The sequence below is a fragment of the Streptomyces sp. NPDC057565 genome, assembly GCF_042801455.1.
Lineage (GTDB): Bacteria > Actinomycetota > Actinomycetes > Streptomycetales > Streptomycetaceae > Streptomyces > Streptomyces yanii.
Map to the genome: position 1 here is coordinate 92,279 of NZ_JBHVFU010000010.1, position 19,641 is coordinate 111,919.

Below are 19,641 nucleotides of genomic sequence, written 5' to 3' on the forward strand. Positions count from 1 at the left end.
CCCGACCGCCCGGACGGTCAGGGGCCGATGTGCCTCCGAAGCGTGTTACCGGTGCTCGCGCACACGCACCACCCGCAGCGCCGGCGAGCGCGCGATGTCCTTCTCGCAGAACCGGGATGTCACCCAGCGCTCACCCGAGAAGAGCTCGGTCTGGTCGCTGTAGTGCGGTGAGTTCGGGTTCGAGGACTGGGAGTACGTGAGCAGGGTGCGGGCCACCGGGCACGAGGAGCCGTCCCAGCCGACCGCCTGGATGTAGCTGGAGCCGGCCGAGATCTCGGTGTACCCACCGGCCGTGGCGTCCCACACCGGTTCGGTCTTGTTCCAGACACCGAGGGACTCCGTACCACCGCCGACCGGGATGCGCTTCCCGTTCCGCACGACCACCTGGTTCGCACCCAGCGGCGCGTCCGGAGCGATCCCGGCCGCCCGCAGTTCGGCCACCGCGTCGGCGAGCGCCGCGGTGACGCGCGGCGCCGCGGTGTTCAGCGTGTGCGGGGTACGAACCGGATCGGTGGGGGAGAAGGGCACCTTCCACAGATCGGCCGCCGACCCGGCGGTGGCCCGGCGCCAGAACCGGTCGAAGAGCAGTGCGCCCCGGCTGCCGGTGTCGAACTTCCGGTCCCAGCGTGCAAGCACGTCGCACGCCGCCGACACATCGACCGCCCTGCCGTCGCTGCCGGCCGCCGTTCCGTCGGGCAGCGCCGCACAGGCGCGCGACAGGTCGGCCGCCGCCCGGTCACCGGCAGGGGCGCGGTTCGCGTACTGCTGTTCCTGCAGGTCGCCGACTGTCAGCCGGCCCTTCGCCGCCATCGCCGACACATCCTCGATCGCGCCGCGGGTCCGCATCGAGCGAGGCGTGCCGATGGTGCCGAAGACCCGTTCGTAGCCGGTCAGCGGTGCGTCGGCGTTGGTCAGCCAGGCGCTGTCGTTGGAGTTCTCGACGTACGGAGCATCCTTGACGGTCGGCATGCGGCCCGGCCCGAAGATGCCCGGCTGTACCGCGTCCGGGTCCGAACCGAGCGCGCAGTCGCTCCTCGAACCGTCCAGCACCGCGAGCCCCGACGACGGATACGTCGCTCTGCCCAGCGGGGTGGAGCACCGCTGCGCGAGATCGTCCGTGATCCGCGGCAGCACCTGCGACTGCGAGAAGAACGAATGGCCCGCGGAATCGGCGGCGACGGTGTTCACCCACGGCAGTCCCTGGGTACGCCGCAGGGCGGCCTGGATGTCCGCGGTGCTGCGTGCCTTGCTGAAGCCGAGACCCGTGTCCGCGGACCGCAGGTTCGTGGCGTTCGGGTCGTTCAGTGCATACGCGGTCGTCGCCGTCCAGGGCAGCGGCAGCCCGGCACCGAGGGAGGTGACGACCGGACCGTACCGGGTCCACCACTGGGTCCGGGTCACCGGGGCGCCGCCCTTCACCTCGACCGAGACCGTGCGCTTCACCATGCGCTCCGGCCTGCCGTCCACCAGATACGCGGTCGGATCGGCCGGATCGAGGGCCAGTTGATGCAGATTGAGGGTGACACCCGTGGCGACGGTGTGGCTCCAGGCGATGTTCGCGTTGTGCCCGATCGACACGGTCGCCGAGCCGAGCAGCGAACCGCCCGCCACGTTCAGCTCCCCAGGGATGGTCTGCTGCGACTGCCAGAACCGCCGCCCGCCCTGCCACGGGTAGTGCGGATTGCCGAGCAGCAGCCCTCGCCCGTTCGCCGTCGTACTGCCCCGGAACGCGACCGCGTTGGAGCCCATGTCGGCGTTCTGCGTGGACAGCAGCCGCTGCGCCGCCTTCGCCGCCTCACCCGGTGGAACACCGGGCGACGCCGGTGCGCCCGTGGGCGGCTGCGCCGCCGTGATGCCGTCGATCCCGCGGCCCTGCCCGCCCAGCACGGACAGCGCGAAGGCGCGGGTCGCGACATCCAGCATCGTCACCGGCCGCACCCAGTCGGCTCCCCGGCAGGCCGGATCGCCGATCCGGTTCTGCTTCAGCCAGGCGTTGTATCCCGCCGCCCAGCCTCGCTCCAGCTCTTTCACGTCATGGCTCTGACCCGCCGGGGCGGGCACTGTCAGCAGCTTCTCCACGGTGCCGCTGTCCTGGACCCCGCGGAAGTAGAGATCGCTGGAGAGATTGCTCGTCGCGGAGGACAGCGAACCGTCCGGAGCCGCGTCCGGACCGAAGTACCGCGACCGCTCGCCGCGCAGCGTCACGAAGCCGTCGGCGAGCGTGCACACCTGGTCGGCCGCCTGCGCCCACCCGTTGCCGAACCCGAGATCCGCGTAGTCCTTCGCCACGATGTGCGGAATGCCGTACTCGGTGTAGCGGATCACGGCGGACAGACCGCCGCCCGACGGATGCCGGGTGTGCGAGGCGTCGGCCACGGCCGGAGGCAGGGACGCCGCCACGGTGAACAGTGCGAGACCGGACACCGCGAGAAGTCTCAGACGGTTACGGAGGGGCAAGGGTCCTCCCAACTGCGCGGGTGATAAAGGCGGTTGCTCGGATGTTCCGAGATGCCACGCGCAACTCAGCCAGCACGCGCGTACCGCTGTCAACAGCGGTGCAGATATCAGAACCCTTGACCGCCCGGTCCCGGCCGCCCAGGATCACGCCATGACAGGTGTACGCAGCTCCACAGTCGACGGCGTCGTGACCCGCAGCGCACGGCGCACCCCCGAGCGCACCGCCGTGCGGTACGCCGACCGGTCCTGGACCTATCGGACGCTGGACACGGCAGTCAGCACCGCGGCGGCCCTCCTCCTCGCCGACCACGGCCTGCACCCCGGCGACCGGGTCGCCTCCTACGCGCACAACTCCGACGCGTACCTGATCGCGTATCTCGCCTGCGCCCGCGCCGGGCTGGTCCATGTGCCGGTCAACCAGAACCTCACCGGCGACGACCTGACCTACATCCTGGAGCAGTCGGGCAGCGCCCTCGTGCTCACCGACCCGGCACTCAGTGACCGCATCCCGGCCGGCTTCGCCGTACGGCCGCTGCGCGACGCACCGGACTCCCTCCTCGGCGCGCTCGCCACCCCGCGCCCCTTCACCCCCGAGCGCGAACCCGCCGCCGGTGACCTCGTGCAGCTGCTGTACACCTCGGGTACCACCGCGCTGCCCAAGGGCGCGATGATGACGCACGGCGCCCTCGTCCATGAGTACGTCAGTGCGATCACCGCCCTCGACCTGCGCCCCACCGACCGGCCCGCCCACTCGCTGCCGCTCTACCACTCCGCGCAGATGCATGTGTTCCTGCTGCCCTACCTCGCGGTCGGGGCGGAGAACACCATCCTCGACGCGCCCGAAGCGGGCCGGATCTTCGACCTCGTCGAGGCCGGGCAGGCGGACAGCCTCTTCGCGCCGCCCACCGTCTGGATCGGGCTCGCCAACCACCCGGAGTTCGCGACCCGCGAGCTCGGCGGGCTGCGCAAGGCTTACTACGGTGCGTCGATCATGCCGGTCCCGGTGCTGGAACGGCTCCGCGAGCGGTTGCCCGCGCTGGCCTTCTACAACTGTTTCGGACAGAGCGAGATCGGCCCGCTGGCCACCGTTCTCGGGCCCGAGGAGCACGAGGGCCGGATGGACTCCTGCGGCCGGCCGGTGCTCTTTGTCGAAGCACGGGTTGTCGACGAGCACGGCAAGGAGGTTCCCGACGGCACGGCGGGCGAAGTCGTCTACCGGTCACCGCAGCTGTGCGAGGGCTACTGGAACAAGCCCGAGGAGACCGCCGAGGCCTTCCGCGACGGCTGGTTCCACTCCGGCGACCTCGCCGTCCGTGACCCTGAGGGCTTCTTCACGGTCGTCGACCGGGTGAAGGACGTCATCAACTCCGGCGGTGTCCTGGTCGCCTCCCGCCAGGTCGAGGACGCCCTCTACACCCACCCCGCCGTCGCCGAGACAGCCGTTGTGGGGCTGCCCGACGAACGCTGGATCGAGGCCGTCACCGCCGTCGTCGTGCTGCGCGAGGATGCCACCGAGCAGCAGCTTCTCGATCATGTACGGGAACGGCTCGCGCACTTCAAGGCCCCGAAGAAGATCCTCTTCGTGGACGAGCTCCCCCGCAACGCGAGCGGAAAGATCCTCAAGCGCGAGCTCAGGGACCGGTTCGCGCAGCCGTGACCCCCTGAGGGCCCTTCCGGAAGAAGGGCCCTCAGCGACGATCGCGCCGCAGTCGATGTCGAGACCGACGCCGTCATCGCGGCGGTCCGAGCGGACGCCAGGAGCCACGCGGTGCTCGCGACGGCGGCGAGGACGGTGACCGGAGCGGCGGGGTGCCGGACGATTCGACGTGACGGCCCGGCTCCCCGGGAACACACGCCAGAAGTGGGCGCCGCCGTCCCGGTGCCTCAGCGCTCGCCGCGGTCGTCCACGATCCGCTTGAACTTGCCGACCGACCGCTCCAGCGTCTCGGGATCGACGATCTCGACCCCGACCGACACCCCGATGCCGTCCTTGACCGCCGCCGCGATCGCCCGCGCGGCATGTGCCCGCTGGTCCGGTGTCGACTCCGCCCGCGCCTCCGCCCGTACCGTCAGCGCGTCGAGACGGCCCTCGCGGGTCAGCCGCAGCTGGAAGTGCGGTGCCACGCCTGGCGTACGCAGCACGATCTCCTCGATCTGGGTCGGGAAGAGGTTCACCCCGCGCAGGATCACCAGATCGTCGCTCCGCCCGGTGACCTTCTCCATCCGCCGGAAGACCCGGGCCGTGCCGGGCAGCAACCGGGTCAGATCCCGGGTCCGGTACCGGATCACCGGCATGGCTTCCTTGGTCAGCGACGTGAAGACCAGCTCACCTTCCTCGCCCTCCGGCATTACCTCACCGGTGAACGGGTCGACGACCTCCGGATAGAAGTGGTCCTCCCAGATGTGCAGCCCGTCCTTCGTCTCCACGCACTCCTGGGCGACCCCTGGGCCGATCACCTCCGACAGCCCGTAGATGTCGACCGCGTCGATCGCGAACCGCTCCTCGATCTCCCGGCGCATCTCCTGTGTCCACGGCTCGGCGCCGAATATGCCGACCTTCAGCGAGGTGGTACGCGGATCGACGCCCTGGCGCTCGAACTCGTCGAGCAGCGTCAGCATGTACGAGGGTGTGATCATGATGATGTCGGGCCGGAAGTCCTGGATCAGCTGCACCTGGCGCGACGTCATGCCACCGGATGCCGGAATGACCGTGCAGCCGAGCCGTTCGGCCCCGTAGTGCGCGCCGAGACCACCGGTGAACAGGCCGTACCCGTACGCCACATGGACCTTCTGTCCCGGACGGCCGCCCGCGGCCCGGATGGATCGGGCGACCACGTCCGCCCAGGTGTCCAGGTCCCGCTGCGTGTAGCCGACCACGGTGGGGCGGCCCGTCGTCCCGCTGGACGCATGGATGCGCCGCACCTGGTCCTCCGGCACGGCGAACATGCCGAACGGGTAATTGTCCCGCAGATCCGCCTTCGTCGTGAACGGGAACCGGGCCAGGTCGGTGAGCGAACGGCAGTCGTCCGGGCGCAGCCCCGCCTTGTCGAACGCCGCTCGGTAGAAGCCGACATGGTCGTACGCGTGCTGCAGCGTGGCGCGCAGCCGCTCCAGTTGCAGCGCCTGCAGCTCCGGGCGGCCGAGCCGCTCCGCCGCATCCAGCAGAGCCGTCATCCGGATGTTCCTCTCCCCGAGTGGGCGACCGATCATTCGGTCGATCGTTACGGGAGCAGTAATTCAGGATGTCCCGCAGCATGGCAAGAGGGGCGACGCATTCGTGCTCAGCCCTTCGGTCCGCCGGTCACGCCTGGACCGTGACCCCGCCTCGTGGCGGACCGCGGCACCGGCCGGGTTCCCGGCCCGGGAGCCGTCCCACATCCTGGATACGCTCATACCGAACACAGCTGCGTCACGGCAGGGGTCCTGTTTGGATGGCGTACATGCCGACCTTCCACGCATACGACGGGACCGGGATCGCCTACCACCTGCTGGGGGAGGGCGAGCCGCTGATCTGTGTGCCCGGCGGGCCGATGCGGGCCAGCGCCTATCTCGGCGACCTGGGCGGACTTGCCGCCCACCGCCAACTGGTGCTGCTCGATCTGCGAGGCACCGGGGACTCCGCCGTTCCGGACGACCCATCGACCTACCGCTGCGACCGGCTCGTCGACGACGTGGAGGCACTGCGCGCCCACTTGGGGTACGAACGCATCGATCTGCTCGCCCATTCCGCGTCCGCCAACCTGGCCGCGCTCTACGCCGCCCGGCACCCGAAGCGGCTGCGCACGCTCACCCTCGTCACCCCCGGCACCCGCGCCGCCGGTATCACCGTCACCGACGAGGACTGGCGCGAGGCATCCGAACTGCGCCGTGGAGAACCGTGGTTCGCGGAAGGCCGGGACGCGCTGGAGTCCATGTGGGCGGGGCGGCGTTCCCTCGGTGACGCGTGGCCCGCGATCGAGCCGTTCACGTACGGACGGTGGGACGCCGCCGCGCGGGCGCACGCCGCCGCAGCGCCCGAGCAGGCCAACTCCGAAGCAGCGAAGACCTATTACCGGGACGGTGCGTTCGACCCGGCCGGCACCGTCGCCGCCCTGCGAGGCGTCACGGCGCCCGTGCTCGTCCTCGCGGGGGAGTACGACGGAGGACCCACCCCGGACCGCGCCGCCGAACTGGCCGCGCTGTTCCCGAACGCGGAGTTCGCCGTGCAGCGCGGCGCCGGGCACTACCCGTGGATCGACGACCCGGGCGCCTTCGTCCGCACCGTCAGCGCCTTCCTCGACCCCGAGGTGCGCAGCGTCCAGGCAGGAGGCATTCGGCTTGCCTACCGGGTGTGGGGCGAGCCGTCCGCTCCGCCCGTCGTCCTTGTTCACGGGCGCTGCGAGTCCAGCCGCACCTGGACGGAGATCGCGGAACAACTCGCCGCCGACCACCGGGTGTACGCGCTCGACTTCCGCGGCCACGGCCTCAGCGACTGGACCGGCCGCTACTCCTTCGAGCTGTTCCGCGACGACCTGCACGCCTTCCTGGAGGCCCGCAATCTTTCCGGCGCCACCGTCGTCGGACACTCGATGGGCGGCGTCGCCGCGTTCCTGCTCGCCGAACGGGAACCGGCGCTGATCGGCAGACTTGTCCTCGAGGAGGCCCCGCCGCTCATCCCGCTCGATCCGCCGCGCCCGCCCGCCCAACGCCCCGACATGGAACTCGACTTCGACTGGCCGGTCGTCCCGTCGATCGATGCCCAGCTGAACGACCCGGACCCGGCGGCCCGCGAGCGCCTCGGCGAGATTGCCGCCCCGACCCTCATCATCGGCGGGGGTCCCGACAGTCACCTCGCCCAGGACCAACTTGCCTGGATGGCCCGACAGATCCCCGACTGCCGCCTGGTCACCATCGACGCCGGACATCTCGTCCACACCGCCCGACCGGCAGAGTTCCTTGCGGCGCTGCGGTCGTTCGGCATGGACCGAGATATCGATGAACCGTTGGCCGGCGGCGTCAGCCTCGGCTGAGCAGGGAGGACAGCACGTCGTACAACGTCGTCTCCGGGTCGGTGACGGAACCTTCCGACCGCCAGGCCACGAAGGCGTCGGGGCGCACCAGCACCGCACCCTCGGTGCTCGTACCGTGCGCCTGTGCCCAGTCCGCCCCGTTCTCCGGCTCCAGGTCGGAACCGGCGCCGATGCCGAACGCGTCGAGCCGCACCGAAAGCCGGTCGGCCACGCGCGCGGCCGCACGGCGCCAAGCGACATCCGCGCCGTCGCTCAGCAACACGAACGACCGCTCGTACAGGTCCAGTGTCGACTTGCGCTCACCTGCCTGACGGACCCACAGATGTGGTGCCCGTGAGCCGGGGTCGCCGTTCAGCCGCAGCCCTTCCGGCACCACCGGCTGTTCGGCGTCGACACCCACCACGGCGCCACGGACATAGCGGTAGCCCAGCGCCACCGGCAGCAGGCCGCCCTTCTTCCCGCCGCCCACACCGGGAGCCGGGGCATATCCGGGGTGGCTGTGCTCCGCCGAACGGGACGAGGCCCGCTCGCTCGTTGCCCGTGCCACGGGCAGCCGTTCCGCCTCGTACGTGTCCAGGAGCCCCGGACCGGCCTCGCCGCGCAGCACGGCGGCGAGCTTCCAGGCGAGGTTGTGCGCGTCCTGGATGCCGGTGTTGGAGCCGAACGCCCCGGTCGGCGACATCTCATGGGCGGAGTCCCCGGCGAGGAAGACTCTGTCCCGGCCGTACCGATCGGCGACCCGCTCCGCGGCGTGCCACGGGGCCTTTCCGGTGATCTCCACGTCGATGTCGGGTGCGCCGGTCGCCCGGCGGATGTGCTCCGCGCACCGCTCGTCGGTGAAGTCCTCCAGTGTCTCGCCCCGCTCGGGGTGCCACGGCGCGTGGAACACCCACTCCTTCTCGTTGTCCACCGGCAGCAGAGCACCGTCCGCCGCGGGGTTGGTCAGGTAGCACACGATGAAACGCCGGTCGCCCAGCACGTCGGCGAGCTTCCGCGAGCGGAAGGTGATGCTCACGTTGTGGAACAGGTCGCCGGGTCCCGACTGACCGATCCGCAGCTGCTCCCGGATGGGGCTGCGCGGGCCGTCGGCCGCGATCAGGTAGTCCGCACGGACGCTGATGTGCTCACCGGTCTCCCGGTTCTTCAGTGCGGCGTCCACCCCTGAGCCATCCGGGTCGAACGTCATCATCTCGGTGGAGAACCGGATGTCGCCGCCCTGCTCACGGGCCTGCGCCAGCAGCACCGGCTCCAGATCGTTCTGGCTGCACAGGCACCAGCCGCTCGGGCTGAACCGCGCCAGCCCGCCGCCCGGGTCGATCTCCTTGAACAGCCACTCCTGGTCGTCGCCGGTCAGCGAACCGGCCTGCAGGATCCCGTGATTTTCCGCGAGCACCGAAGCGGCCTCCCGGATCCGGTGTTCGGCTCCCGCCGTGCGGAACACCTCCATGGTCCGTACGTTGTTGCCGCGACCACGCGGGTGCGTGGAGGTGGCCGCGTGCTTCTCGACCAGCAGATGCTCGATGCCGAGCCGGCCGAGGAAAAGTGATGCGGACAGACCTACCAGGGAGCCGCCCACGATGAGGACGGGTACACGGAGGTCGACGTTCTCGTTCATCAGTTGCTCCAGCTCCGACGCCGTACAGATGCATTGTTCATGCCCGTGCGGGTGCCGTTCGGACGGCTCCCCGGCGGCTGCTCACCTGAACGGTTCATAAATCTCGCGTCGACCGGACCAGCGTTTCACGATCGGTCACGGAGACGCACCCCGCGGTGCGGGGGCGGACGTCACGCATCCGCCGGGAGATACCCCGCTCCGATCCCATTGGACAACCGACGGCCTGCCATCCATGTGGACGCCACGCCGTCTCGTAAGGAGAACGACACATGACCACCCTTTCGGAACGGATCTCGCAGTCCGCCTTCGACGGCTCCAGGCTGCGGGTCGTTCTGCTGCTGGATCTGCACGACGGAGCCCAGAACCAATTCCTCGAGGCGTACGAGCACCTGCGCAATCAGGTGGCATCCGTACCCGGGCACATCAGCGACCAGCTGTGCCAGTCGATCGAGAACCCCTCGCAGTGGCTCATCACCAGCGAATGGGAGAGCGCACCGCCCTTCCTCGCCTGGGTCAACAGCGAGGAGCACGTCCAGACGGTCCAGCCCCTGCACAGCTGCGTACGCGACACCCGGTCGCTGCGCTTCTCCGTGCTGCGGGAGACCGGGAGCGCCTTCGAGAGCACCCTCGAGGCCGCCAAGGGCAACCTGCAGTCCGCCCCCCGGCTGGGCGACGGCGTGGTCCGCCACGCCCTCACCTTCACCGTGAAGCCCGGCAGTGAGGACGTCGTCGCGAAGATCCTCGCCGACTACGACTCCCCGAAGGCGCGGGTCGACGAGCACACCCGGTTGCGCCGCACCTCGCTCTTCATGCACGGAAACCGGGTCGTCCGGGCCGTCGAGGTCGAGGGGGACCTCCTTGCGGCGCTGCGCCACGTGTCCCGTCAGCCCGAGGTCAGGGCCGTCGAGGAGGCCATCAACCCGTACCTGGAGCAGGACCGGGACCTCAGCGACGACAACTCCGCCCGGGTGTTCTTCACCCGGGCGGCTCTGCCCACGGTCCACCACGTCACCGCCGGCCGGCACAACGCCGCGGACATCCGCCGGCACGCGCTGTTCTACCAGGCCAAGGAGGGGTGCGGCATGGCGCTCGCCCGGCTGCTCGCCGGCAACGACGAGGAGGCGGCCGAGGACCGGAACAGCCCGATCGACAGCAGCACCATCTTCCAGCGCGACGACATCGTCGTGCGGCTCCTCGAAATGGTCGGCCCGCTGGACGCGCAGCCCGCTCAGGCGCTGGGCATCGACGACCCCGCCAAGGTGGCCAGGCTCGGACGACTCCTCGACGGCGGCGTCAACGCCGCGCCGACCAACGGCCAGGAGATCTCGCGCTTCCTCAAGAAGTCCGAGATGACCCTGATCACCGATCGGCGGTCCGCGGATTCCTGAACCGCGCGTCAGCACCCTGGGGGGTTCTCGCTCAACCCGTCAACACCACGCGCACTGCGCCAGGAGGAAAGCAGTCATGACCACGCACCGGCCACGCATCGTGGACCTCAGTGAGACCCAGCCCAACCGCAGGCGCGGAGGAGACCTTCGCGCCATGCTCACGCCGACCGCGGTGGGTGCCACCAGCGGCTTCATGGGGCTGGCCATCGTGCAGCCCGGCGACCGCATCGGCGAGCACTACCACCCGTACTCGGAGGAGTTCGTGTACGTCGTGAACGGTCTCCTGGAGGTGGACCTGGACGGGGAACCGCATACCATGCGGCCCGACCAGGGCCTGCTGATCCCTCCGTATGTACGTCACCGGTTCCGTAACGTGGGCGACGTGGAAGCGCGCATGGTCTTCCACCTCGGTCCGCTCGCCCCGCGTCCGGAACTCGGTCACGTCGACACCGAGCACACCGAGACCGCCGACCGGGCCGCGCCGCCAGAACGAACCGAGGCTGCTTCATGACCCGGCGCGTGGCGGTCACCGGAGTCGGTGTCGTCGCCCCGGGCGGAATCGGCGCGCCGGCCTTCTGGGACCTCCTCGCCAACGGACGTACCGCGACGCGCGGTATCACCCTGTTCGACCCGGTGGGATTCCGCTCCCGGATCGCCGCCGAGTGCGACTTCGACCCCGCGGCCCACGGCCTCGACGAGGACGAGATCGCCCGCTCGGACCGGTACGTCCAGTTCGCGCTCGTCGCCGCCAGGGAAGCCCTCGGCGACGCGGGGCTCGACCTTGAGAAGGTGGACCCCTGGCGCATCGGGGTGTCGCTCGGCACCGCCGTCGGCGGCACCACCCGACTGGAGCACGACTACGTCGCCGTCAGTGGCAGCGGCGCCCGCTGGGACGTCGACCACCGCCCGGCCGGCCGCCATCTGGAGCGGGCCTTCTCACCGAGTTCCCTCGCCTCGGCAGTCGCCGAGCAGGTCGGCGCGCACGGCCCGGTGCAGACCGTCTCGACGGGCTGCACCTCCGGCCTCGACGCGATCGGGTACGCGTTTCACTCCATCGAGGAGGGGCGGGTCGACGTCTGCATCGCCGGGGCGTCCGACTCGCCGATCACCCCGATCACCGTGGCCTGCTTCGACGCGATCAAGGCGACCTCCCCGAACAACGACGACCCGGAGCACGCCTCCCGGCCGTTCGACGCCCGTCGGGACGGCTTCGTCATGGGCGAGGGCGGCGCCGTACTCGTCCTGGAGGAGCTGGAACATGCCCGCGCCCGCGGTGCCACCGTGTACTGCGAGATCGCCGGCTATGCCACCTTCGGCAACGCCTATCACATGACCGGGCTGACCCCCGAGGGACTGGAGATGGCCGAGGCCATCAATCGGGCCCTCGGTCATGCCCGGATAGACGGCTCACAGATCGACTACGTCAACGCGCACGGATCCGGCACCAAGCAGAACGACCGTCACGAGACGGCGGCAGTGAAGAGGGCCCTGGGCGCGCACGCCTACGAGGTGCCCATGAGCTCCATCAAGTCCATGGTCGGTCACTCGCTCGGCGCCATCGGCGCCATCGAGATCGCCGCCTGCGTGCTGTCCCTGGTCAACCAGACAGTGCCGCCGACGGCGAACTACGAAACCCCGGACCCGGAGTGCGACCTCGACTACGTGCCGCGTGACGCACGGCCCAGGAAGCTGCGCAGCGTCCTGTCGGTCGGCAGCGGATTCGGTGGATTCCAGTCTGCTGTGGCCCTGACCAGAACAGGTGGGAGGACACCATGAGCACCCGAAAGGCCCGGCGCACCGTTGTCACCGGCATCGGTGTCGTCGCCCCCAACGGCACGACCACCGAGTCGTTCTGGAAGAGGACGCACGAAGGGATGAGCGTCCTCGACCGCGTCACCCGCGAGGGGTGCGAGCACCTGCCGCTGCGGGTCGCAGGCGAGATCAGGGGCTTCGACCCGGTGGACCTGATCGAGGAACGCTACCTCGTGCAGACCGACCGGTTCACGCATTTCGCGATGGCCGCAGCGGATCTCGCCCTCGACGACGCCCGGATCGGCCGGGCCGACTACGAGGGCGACCCCTTCGCCGTGGGAGTGGTGACCGCTGCCGGCTCCGGCGGCGGCGAGTTCGGCCAGCGCGAGCTGCAGCGACTGTGGGGACAGGGGTCCAATTACGTCGGCCCCTACCAGTCCATCGCCTGGTTCTACGCGGCAAGCACCGGACAGATCTCCATCCGGGGCGGATTCAAGGGGCCGTGCGCCGTCGTGGCCAGCGACGAAGCGGGCGGTCTGGACGCATTGGCGCATGCCGCACGGTCCATCCGCGGCGGCACCGACGCAGTGGTCGTCGGCGCCGCCGAGGCACCTCTGGCCCCGTACTCGGTCGTCTGTCAGCTCGGGTACGAGGACCTCAGCGTCTGCGACGACCCCGCCCGGGCCTACCGCCCCTTCACCGCGGACGCGTGCGGCTTCGTACCCGCCGAGGGCGGTGCCATGCTCGTGGTCGAGGAGGAGGCCGCGGCGAACCGCCGTGGGGCCCGGGTCAGGGCCGAACTGGCGGGCCACTCCGCGACGTTCACCGGGGCATCCCGGTGGGAGGAGTCCCGGGAGGGGCTCGCCCGGGCGATCAGCGGTGCCCTGCGGGAGGCCGGCTGTGCGCCGGAGGAGATCGACGTGGTCTTCGCCGACGCCCTCGGCGTACCCTCCGCCGACCGGGCCGAAGCACTGGCCATCGCCGACGCGCTCGGCGGTCACGGCAAGCGGGTACCCGTGACGGCGCCCAAGACCGGTATCGGCCGCGCCTACTGCGGGGCGCCGATGCTGGACGCGGCAGCCGCCGTACTGGCCATGGAGAACGGCCTGATACCTCCGACCCCGAACGTCGTCGATGTGTGTCACGAAATCGATGTCGTCACCGGCCGGGCACGCCCCGCCGAACTGCGGACGGCGCTCGTGCTGAGCCGCGGCCTCATGGGTTCGAACGCGGCCATCGTGCTGCGGCGCCCCACCGCCACCCACGCGTGAGAAGGAGAAGCCCTCATGAACGATCCACTGACCTACCAGGAGCTGGCCGCGCTGATGAAGAAGGGCGCGGGAGTCAGCGTCGACCCGCAGGAGATGGAGAGCCGGCCCGCGTCCGGCTTCGACGAGTACGGCCTGGACTCCCTCGGCCTCCTCGGCATCGTGGGCGTGCTGGAGAACCGACACGGCAGGCCGCTCCCGGCTGACGCCGACCGGTGCAAGACGCCCCGTGAATTCCTCGACCTCGTCAACCACACCCTTATGACAGGAGCCTGAAGTGTCCGGACACACCGAGAACGAGATCACCATCGCCGCCCCTCTCGATCTGGTCTGGGACGTGACGAACGATCTGGAGAACTGGCCGCGGCTCTTCAGCGAGTACGCGGCCGTCGAGGTGATCGAACGGGACGGCGACAGGACGAAGTTCCGTCTGACCATGCACCCCGACGAGAACGGCAAGGTGTGGAGCTGGGTCTCCGAGCGCACCGTCGACCGCGTCGGCCGCAAGGTCGTCGCGCGCCGCGTCGAGCCGGGCCCGTTCCAGCACATGAACATCCGCTGGGAGTACTCGGAGGTACCCGGCGGCACGAAGCTCCACTGGGCGCAGGACTTCGCGATGCGGCCCGACGCACCCGTCGACGACGCGTGGATGACCGACAACATCAACCGGAACTCGCGTGTCCAGATGGAACTCATCCGGGACAAGATCGAGCAGCGCGACCGCGAGCGCCGTACCGCCCCGGTCAACGCCCGCTGACTCCCTGCCCGCCCGCGGCCGGCCACCCGGCCACCCCGGCAGGGTGGCCGGCCGGGTATCAGAAAGGCATCCTGCCCATGCATCACGCTCTGATCGTCGCCCGGATGGCGCCGGAGTCGGCGCCGGACATCGCCGAACTGTTCGCCGCCTCCGACGGCGGCGAACTGCCGCACCTCGTCGGGGTCAACCGGCGCAAGCTGTTCCAGTTCGGCGACGTCTATCTGCACCTGATCGAATCCGACCGCCCGCCGGGGCCGGAGATCGCCAAGGTGCACCAGCACCCGGAGTTCCAGGACCTCAGCGAGAAGCTCACTGCCTTCATCAGTCCGTACGACCCCCAGACCTGGCGTGGTCCGAAGGATGCGATGGCCCATGAGTTCTACCGGTGGGAGCGCGATTCCCGCGCCTGAGGCACACCAACGATCGCCCCGGGTCCGGCTTCAGAGCCGGACCCGGGGCGATTCCGTGAGGCGAAACGGTTCAGCTGGGCACGATGCACTCGAACGCGTGCAGATATCCGTTGACCGGGCTGATGTCGCCGACGATCAGCCCCGCGTCCTCCATCCGCCCGATCAGGCTCTCCTTGGTGTGCTTCGCACCGCCGACGTTGAGGAGCAGCAGCAGGTCCATGGCGGTGGTGAACCGCATCGACGGGGTGTCGTCGACCAGGTTCTCGATGATCACGACCCGGGCACCCGGGCGGGCCGATGCCATGACATTGCGCAGGGTCCTGCGCGTGCTCTCGTCGTCCCATTCCAGGATGTTCTTGATGATGTAGAGATCCGCCTCGACCGGGATCGCCTCGCGGCAGTCCCCGGCGACGATGCTGGTCCGTCCGGCGAGCGCTCCGCCGTCCCGCAGCCGGGCATCGGCGCGCGCGACCACGCCGGGCAGATCCATCAGCGTGCCGCGGACCTTCGGGTGCTTCTCCAACAGGCTGGCGAGCACGTGCCCCTGACCGCCGCCGATGTCGGCGACCTCGGACACTCCGGCGAGGTCGAGGAGTTCGGCGACATCCAGCGCGGACTGCATGCTGGAGGTGGTCATGGCCCGGTTGAAGATCTGCGCCGACTCGCGCGCGTCCTCGTGGAGGTAGTCGAAGAAACCCTTCCCGTACACGTCGGGGAAGACGCTCGTGCCGGAGCGCACCGCGTCGTCGAGCCGCGGCCATACCTCCCAGGTCCAGGGCTCGGTGCACCACAGGGAGATGTACCGAAGGCTGTTCGGGTCGTCCTCGCGCAGCAACCGGGACATATCGGTGTGGACGAAGCTTCCGTCGGCGGTCTCGGCGAAGATTCCGTAGCAGGACAGGGCACGCAGCAGACGGCGCAGCGGCGCCGGCTCCGCGTTCACCTCCGCCGCGAGCTCGGCTGCGGTGGCCGGTGTCTCACCGAGCGCGTCGGCGACGCCCAGCCGGGCCGCCGCGCGCACGGCCGCGGCGCAGGCCGCGCCGAAGACGATCTCGCGCAGCCGCATTCCCGGCTGCGGGGTGTGCAGAGGAGTGGTGGGGATGGGGGTGTTGGTGCTCACGGTGGTCATACCGTCTCGCTTCTTCTCGTGCGGGGGGTCGCGGTCAGCACATGCCGGTCGGTGCAGACGTCGCGCATGTGTTGCCGACGAAGGTGTTGTTCCGTCCGGCTTCCTGGTTGGCCAGGTCCGCGGGCCGGTTGCCCAGCACCACATTGCGGCTGATGGTGTTGCCGGTGTTGTGGGCGCCCACGAAACTCTTGAACAGCACGAGGCCGCCGGAGAGCGGGGTGGCGCCGACGTTGTTCCGGATCGTGTTGTCGCGCACCTTGTTGTCCACAGTGCCGGTGAGGACGATGCCGGAGCCCTGAATGGCGGGGAGCCGGGGGGTCGCCTTGCAGAACTTGTTGTTGTCGGTGATCCGGTTGTTGTGGATGGTCATCACCCCGGCCTGCGGTTTGCCCTCGTCGCCGACGACGAACATGCCGCTGCAATTGCCGGTGGCGGTGTTGTCCCGGATGGTGAGGTTGCGGACCCGGCGGGCGGTGATGCCGATCCGGTTGTTCGTCAGCGTGTTGCCGCGGAGCTGCGTCCCGTGGGTGTCGGTGGCTCCACCCTCCTCGGCCACGGTGTTCGCGACGAAGATGCCGGCGTCGCCGTTGCCATGGGCGGTATTGCTCCGGAGCTCGGAGCGGGTCGACCTCTCCTGGGCGATGCCCCAGACGCCGTTGGTGTCGGAGGTCACCTGCCGGACCTTCAGACCGTCGGTCCAGGACGCCCAGATGCCGTTCTTCTTGAATCCGGAGACGGTGAGGGAGCGGATGCTCACACCGTCGACGGTGTGACCGGACGTGCCCAGTACGCAGACGCCGCTGCCGGCTTTCGCACAGGCGTTGCCGGTCTTGGTCCCGGTCGAGGCCGGCTTGATGACGGTCTTGGCTCCGGTGCCGCGCAGGGTCAGCCCCTGCTTCTTGATCAGTACGCTCTCGTGGTAGGTGCCGGGCTCGACAACGATGGTGTCACCCGTCCGGGCGGCGTCCACGGCGGCCTGGATCGACTGGCCCGGATGGACCGTGCGCACAGCCGGGGTGGCGGCGGAGACAGACGGTTCGGCGCAGGCCACCGCGGTGGCCGAGACGACTGCCATGCACACGAGGTTGGTGATGTGGCTTTTCCTCATGAGCCGAAGCTATGGGCGATCGCCGCCCACTGCCACGCAGGGTGAGCGGACGAGCGTATCCCGTGCCCGAATGGCTTACGACCGGACGGCCGCGTCGCACGTCCGGGGGGTGCTCGCGGTGTGGCGCATTCGGGTGACCCGGCGCGTCTCAGCCCTGGGCCCCGGTGCCGGGCGCGACGACGGAGCGGGCCCACCGGTAGTCGGCCTTGCCACTCGGTGAGCGCTGGATCTGCGGGGCGATCACCAGCTGTCGGGGGATCTTGTATCCGGCGAGACGGGTCCGGCAGTGCGCCTGGACGTCGTCGAGCGAGGGCTCGGCCGCCCCTTCCCGCAACTGTACGACCGCCGCCACGTGGTTGCCCCACCGGGCGTCGGGCACACCCGCCACCAGTGCGTCGTACACGTCCGGATGGGACTTGAGCGCCTGTTCGACCTCCTCCGGGTACACCTTCTCGCCCCCGGTGTTGATGCACTGGGAGCCGCGTCCGAGGACGGTGACGATCCCGCCCGCGTCGACGGTCGCCATGTCGCCGAGCAGCACCCATCGCTCCTCGCCCTTGCGGAAGAACGTCTCGGCGGTCTTCTTCGGGTCGTTGTAGTAGCCGAGCGGCACGTGTCCCCGTTGGGCGATCCGCCCTGCCTCGCCGGGCGCCACCGGTTCGTACGTCGACGGATCGACCACCGCGGTACGGGAGTTGACCTGGAGGCGGAAGCCGTTCTCCGGACCGGAGTCGGCCGTCGCCGTGCCGTTGAAGCCGGACTCGGACGAGCCGAAGTTGTTCAGCAGCATCACGTTGGGCACCAGCGACTGGAACTCTGCGCGCACTGAGTCCGACATGATCGCGCCGGAGCTGGAGACGGAGAACATGGACGAACAGTCGGTGCCCTTCAGCGGTCCCTTCAGTGCGTCGATCAGCGGCCGCAGCATCGCGTCGCCGACCAGCGACACGCTGGTGACCTTCTCCTTCTCGATCGTCCGGAGCACCTCCTCGGGGACGAACTTGCGATGGATGACGACCCGCTGCCCGAAGTTGAACCCGATGAACGCGGTGAGCGTCGAGGTGCCGTGCATCAGCGGGGGAGTGGGGAAGAACGTGATGCCGTCACCGCCCGCGGCCACCCGCTCGGCCAGCTCCTGCGGAGTCTTCACCGGTTCACCGGTCGGGGCGCCGCCGCCGAGGCCGGAGAAGAAGAGGTCCTCCTGGCGCCACATCACACCCTTGGGCATACCCGTGGTCCCACCGGTGTAGATGATGAACTGGTCGTCGGCCGAGCGCGGGGCGAAGCCGCGCCCGGGATTCCCGGCCGCCTCGGCGTCGGCGAACGCCATGGCATCCGGACCGGGGGCGCCCGCCACCGGTGTGCCCACCCGTACGAGGTGACGGAGCTTGCGGGCCTTCGGCGCGGCGGCCGCGACCCGGTCGTCGAACTCGGCGTCGAAGACCAGCCCCGCCAGATCCGCATCGCGGTAGAGGTAGATCAATTCCTCTTCCACGTACCGGTAGTTGACATTGACCGGCACCAGGCGCGCCTTGAGGCAGGCCAGTACGGTCTGGAGGTACTCGATGCCGTTGTAGAGGTGGAGGCCGAGGTGCTCTCCCGGCGTGAGGCCCGCGTCGATCAGGTGGTGGGCGATCCGGTTGGCGGCGGTGTCCAGCTCCGCGTAGGTGAGCCGGCGCTCCGCACCCGTACCGGGGTGGTCGAGGTAGACGAGCGCCTCGCGATCCGGGACCGCGTCGACGACCGACTCGAACAGGTCGGCAAGGTTGTACTCCACCGTTCCTCCTGACCCCGGGGCGCTGAGTGGCTCGGCGGTCATTAGAGCGCCGACCGGCACAACTGGGAAGAGGTGCCGTGGAAGAAATCTGACTGACTGTCAGGAAGCTATTGAACTGGACCCCGACCTACTGCAACCTGTTCTAGATCTGGAGACGGGAGGCAGGCAATGGGTGGTACGGAACACCTCACCGTGCAGCGCGAAGGCGCCACGCTGGTGCTCACCCTGAACAGGCCGGAGGCGAAGAACGCGCTCTCGCTGCCGATGCTGGTCGGGCTGTACGACGGCTGGCTGTCCGCCGACGAGGACGACGGCATCCGCTCGGTCGTCCTCACCGGCGCGGGCGGTACGTTCTGCGCCGGCATGGACCTCAAGGCCCTGGCGGGCAAGGGGATGGAGGGCGAGCAGTACCGGGACCGGATGACGGCCGACCCCGATCTGCACTGGAAGGCGATGCTGCGCCACCACCGCCCCCGCAAACCGGTCATCGCCGCAGTCGAGGGTCACTGCGTGGCCGGCGGCACCGAGATCCTGCAGGGCACGGACATCCGCATCGCCGGCGCGAGCGCCACCTTCGGACTCTTCGAGGTCAAGCGCGGACTCTTCCCCATCGGCGGCTCGACGGTCCGGCTGCCGCGCCAGATCCCCCGCACCCACGCCCTCGAGATGCTTCTCACCGGACGCCCGTACAGCGCCGACGAAGCCGCCCGTATCGGGCTCATCGGCCGAGTCGTCCCCGACGGCACCGCACTGGAGCAGGCCCTCGACGTCGCCGAGCGGATCAATGCCTGCGGCCCGCTCGCCGTCGAGGCCGTCAAAGCCTCCGTGTACGAGACCGCCGAGATGACCGAGACCGAGGGCCTCGCCGCCGAACTGGAGCGCGGCTGGCCGGTCTTCGCCACCGCCGACGCCAAGGAAGGCGCCCGCGCCTTCGCCGAGAAGCGCCCGCCCGTGTACCGGCGTGCCTGAGC

At 69.8% G+C, this 19,641-nt stretch carries 16 protein-coding genes; 10 read left to right on the forward strand and 6 right to left on the reverse strand.

Features of this window, described 5'->3' with window-relative positions; all coding sequences use genetic code 11:
* Window positions 1-45: 45 nt before the first annotated feature.
* Window positions 46-2,457 (reverse strand): acylase, encoded by a 2,412-nt coding sequence (locus ACFU8W_RS20765; protein ID WP_384039143.1) that lies wholly within the window; start codon window positions 2,455-2,457, stop codon window positions 46-48.
* Window positions 2,458-2,608: 151 nt separating this feature from the next.
* On the opposite strand from ACFU8W_RS20765, the gene ACFU8W_RS20770 reads away from it, so the two are divergent.
* Window positions 2,609-4,114 (forward strand): acyl-CoA synthetase, encoded by a 1,506-nt coding sequence (locus tag ACFU8W_RS20770; RefSeq protein ID WP_384039146.1) that lies wholly within the window; start codon window positions 2,609-2,611, stop codon window positions 4,112-4,114.
* Window positions 4,115-4,341: 227 nt separating this feature from the next.
* Here ACFU8W_RS20770 and paaK read toward each other — a convergent pair whose 3' ends face one another.
* A complete protein-coding gene (paaK, locus tag ACFU8W_RS20775) occupies window positions 4,342-5,631 on the reverse strand; it encodes a phenylacetate--CoA ligase PaaK (RefSeq protein WP_384039149.1) in 1,290 nt (429 codons plus the stop codon).
* 266 nt (window positions 5,632-5,897) lie between these two features.
* On the opposite strand from paaK, the gene ACFU8W_RS20780 reads away from it, so the two are divergent.
* Window positions 5,898-7,466, forward strand: a complete 1,569-nt coding sequence (locus ACFU8W_RS20780) for an alpha/beta fold hydrolase (RefSeq protein ID WP_384039403.1) — start codon at window positions 5,898-5,900, stop codon at window positions 7,464-7,466.
* Here ACFU8W_RS20780 and ACFU8W_RS20785 read toward each other — a convergent pair.
* A complete protein-coding gene (locus tag ACFU8W_RS20785) occupies window positions 7,453-9,081 on the reverse strand; it encodes an FAD-dependent monooxygenase (RefSeq protein ID WP_345517108.1) in 1,629 nt (542 codons plus the stop codon). The genes ACFU8W_RS20780 and ACFU8W_RS20785 overlap by 14 nt on opposite strands.
* Window positions 9,082-9,350: 269 nt before the next feature.
* Between ACFU8W_RS20785 and ACFU8W_RS20790 the strand changes: the two genes are divergently transcribed.
* The 7 genes from ACFU8W_RS20790 (at window position 9,351) to ACFU8W_RS20820 (ending at window position 14,656) form a co-directional block, all read left to right on the forward strand.
* Complete coding sequence (locus tag ACFU8W_RS20790) at window positions 9,351-10,469, forward strand: SchA/CurD-like domain-containing protein (protein ID WP_384039151.1); 1,119 nt, start codon at window positions 9,351-9,353, stop codon at window positions 10,467-10,469.
* A gap of 76 nt (window positions 10,470-10,545) precedes the next feature.
* Entirely contained in the window at window positions 10,546-10,980 is a 435-nt protein-coding gene (locus ACFU8W_RS20795) for a cupin domain-containing protein (protein WP_345517110.1), read from the forward strand.
* Window positions 10,977-12,245 (forward strand): beta-ketoacyl-[acyl-carrier-protein] synthase family protein, encoded by a 1,269-nt coding sequence (locus ACFU8W_RS20800; RefSeq protein ID WP_384039154.1) that lies wholly within the window; start codon window positions 10,977-10,979, stop codon window positions 12,243-12,245. Before ACFU8W_RS20795 ends, ACFU8W_RS20800 begins: the two co-directional genes overlap by 4 nt.
* Window positions 12,242-13,492 carry a ketosynthase chain-length factor gene (locus ACFU8W_RS20805; protein ID WP_384039157.1) on the forward strand — a complete coding sequence of 417 codons (1,251 nt, stop codon included), beginning with the start codon at window positions 12,242-12,244 and terminating at the stop codon, window positions 13,490-13,492. The genes ACFU8W_RS20800 and ACFU8W_RS20805 overlap by 4 nt, the downstream gene beginning before the upstream one ends.
* A 15-nt stretch (window positions 13,493-13,507) precedes the next feature.
* Window positions 13,508-13,765: an acyl carrier protein gene (locus ACFU8W_RS20810; protein ID WP_266989585.1), complete on the forward strand. Its 258-nt coding sequence runs from the start codon at window positions 13,508-13,510 to the stop codon at window positions 13,763-13,765.
* 1 nt (window position 13,766) lies between these two features.
* Window positions 13,767-14,246 carry an SRPBCC family protein gene (locus ACFU8W_RS20815; RefSeq protein WP_345517113.1) on the forward strand — a complete coding sequence of 160 codons (480 nt, stop codon included), beginning with the start codon at window positions 13,767-13,769 and terminating at the stop codon, window positions 14,244-14,246.
* 77 nt (window positions 14,247-14,323) lie between these two features.
* Window positions 14,324-14,656, forward strand: a complete 333-nt coding sequence (locus ACFU8W_RS20820; RefSeq protein ID WP_345517114.1) for a TcmI family type II polyketide cyclase — start codon at window positions 14,324-14,326, stop codon at window positions 14,654-14,656.
* 70 nt (window positions 14,657-14,726) lie between these two features.
* On the opposite strand, the gene ACFU8W_RS20825 is transcribed toward ACFU8W_RS20820, so the two are convergent.
* From ACFU8W_RS20825 to ACFU8W_RS20835, 3 genes are all read right to left on the reverse strand, one after another.
* Entirely contained in the window at window positions 14,727-15,785 is a 1,059-nt protein-coding gene (locus ACFU8W_RS20825; RefSeq protein WP_384039162.1) for a methyltransferase, read from the reverse strand.
* Window positions 15,786-15,819: 34 nt separating this feature from the next.
* Window positions 15,820-16,893 carry a nitrous oxide reductase family maturation protein NosD gene (locus tag ACFU8W_RS20830; protein ID WP_384039165.1) on the reverse strand — a complete coding sequence of 358 codons (1,074 nt, stop codon included), beginning with the start codon at window positions 16,891-16,893 and terminating at the stop codon, window positions 15,820-15,822.
* 148 nt (window positions 16,894-17,041) lie between these two features.
* A complete protein-coding gene (locus tag ACFU8W_RS20835) occupies window positions 17,042-18,670 on the reverse strand; it encodes an acyl-CoA synthetase (RefSeq protein ID WP_384039168.1) in 1,629 nt (542 codons plus the stop codon).
* Window positions 18,671-18,838: 168 nt separating this feature from the next.
* Between ACFU8W_RS20835 and ACFU8W_RS20840 the strand changes: the two genes are divergently transcribed.
* Complete coding sequence (locus ACFU8W_RS20840) at window positions 18,839-19,639, forward strand: crotonase/enoyl-CoA hydratase family protein (protein WP_384039171.1); 801 nt, start codon at window positions 18,839-18,841, stop codon at window positions 19,637-19,639.
* The last annotated feature ends 2 nt before the right edge of the window (window positions 19,640-19,641 follow it).